General features: G+C 70.2%; 2 protein-coding genes. Both read right to left on the bottom strand.

Annotation, left to right across the window (positions count from 1 at the left end):
• Positions 1-98: 98 nt before the first annotated feature.
• Entirely contained in the window at positions 99-485 is a 387-nt protein-coding gene (locus tag D0D37_RS46340; protein ID WP_116206900.1) for a nuclear transport factor 2 family protein, read from the bottom strand.
• Positions 486-496: 11 nt separating this feature from the next.
• Positions 497-1264: a MoaF C-terminal domain-containing protein gene (locus D0D37_RS46345; RefSeq protein ID WP_208720584.1), complete on the bottom strand. Its 768-nt coding sequence runs from the start codon at positions 1262-1264 to the stop codon at positions 497-499.
• Between the last annotated feature and the right edge of the window lie 368 nt (positions 1265-1632).

Raw genomic sequence — 1632 nt, forward strand, 5'->3', positions numbered from 1 at the left:
ATGGCTCGGCTTTCCGGTCCACAGTGCCAGGAGGGGGAGGGGAGAGAGAACGGGGGCGGTGCCGGGGGAAGGACCGGCACCGCCGTTTCGCGGGAGACTCAGTCGGTCGCCGCGGCGACCGGGGCGGAATCGACGATCTGCTCGAAGCTCGCGACCTTGTCGCCGTCGAACTTCCACACGTGCGCGACGCGCGCGGTGAATGCCTTGCCGGACTTGCGGTTCGTGCCGGTGTAGGTGCCGAGCCCGACAATCGAGTCGCCGGCGTCCAGCAGCGCGGACAGCGAGAACTGGTAGCCGTCCCAGTCGCGCGCGATCGCCTCGAAGACGTTGCGCTTCACCTCGTCCGGGCCGGTGTAGGTGCCCGCGTACGGGAATCCGGCCGCCTCGGTCCAGGTGGTGTCGGGGCCGATCGGGGCGAGCATGCCGTCGAGGTCGCCGCGGTCGCTTGCCTCGTAGTGCGCGGTGATCACGTCCACATTGGACACGGGGAAACTCCTTAGACAGGCTGGACGTCGGGGTAGCTGATCGAGCCGAGCGGGTAGATGTGCCCGCCCGCGCGGGAGTGCTCGGACCGGCCGTCGCCGGTGATGCCGAGGAAAACGCCGGTGGTGCGCAGGTCGTAGCCGAGGTCGTGCAGCCACACGCTGGCCACCGCGATCCGGAACTCCCGGAAGCAGAACAGGTACAGTCCGTCGGCGAACTTCCAGACGGTCGACATGTCCACGTCGCCGTGCCCGCGCTGCACGCCCTCGACGCACTGCCAGCAGTAGCGCTCGGAGGAGAGATAAACGTGCTCGTACAAGTGGTTCGGGCTGTAGCGGTAGACGTTGCGCTTGCCGATGAGGTCTCGCGACGGACCGGGCACGTCACCAGTCGGCTCGCCGCCGTCGGTGGTGCCGGCGTGGAAGGTCTGCGAAACCCGCGGCGTGCCTTCGACGTCCTCGTCGCCGATCACCGACCGCACGGTCATCGCGCGGTGCGTGGTGGTCGAGTAGACGACAGTGAGGGACTCGCCCTCGACGCTCGTCAGCGGCAGGTTCACGAAGAAGACGTCGGGACGCACGGCGACCGCGTCGTACGGGTCCTCGACCCCGTTGAGGGTGAGGCGTTCGGCGTCGAGGAACCGCAGCTCGAGCTTCGCACCGTCGTCGAGCGTGACGGTGAGTTCGCGCCCGGAAAGATCCGCGTTGGGCAGCCGGTAGGTGTCGATCCCGGCGGCGAACTCGTCGTAGGTGCGCCATTCGTCAGGGGAAGGGTCGGACATGCCCATCATGCTCGCCGCGCCCCGGGCCGGGAGCGAACGTTCATGCGCTGGCGGGCAACTGCCGGACGCTCGCGGTCAACCCCTCGTGAGCGGCAATCCCGGTTCTAACCGGGGTAAACACTCACGACCTCCCGACCGCCCCGCCGCGCCTCGCCCCGCCGCTGTGCGCAGGCGCGCTTGCCGCCTCGCGGGTGCCTCGCAGCCGCCGCATGCCGCGGCGCGGGCTGCGGGCACGCAAGCGGGCACGCAAGCGGGCGCGCAAGTGGGCGCGCAAGCGGGCGTGCGGGTGCGTAAGCGGGCGTGCGGGCACGGGCGGGTGCGTGGGCGCGCAAGCGGGTGTGCGGCCGACGCTTTCCGCGACCCGGACG

It is taken from the genome of Amycolatopsis circi (assembly GCF_003385235.1).
Lineage (GTDB): Bacteria > Actinomycetota > Actinomycetes > Mycobacteriales > Pseudonocardiaceae > Amycolatopsis > Amycolatopsis circi.

Bases quoted from the DNA above. Each gene is read 5' to 3' on its own strand.
- D0D37_RS46345 (WP_208720584.1), bottom strand. From the start codon at position 1,264: ATGTCCGACCCTTCCCCTGACGAATGGCGCACCTACGACGAGTTCGCC.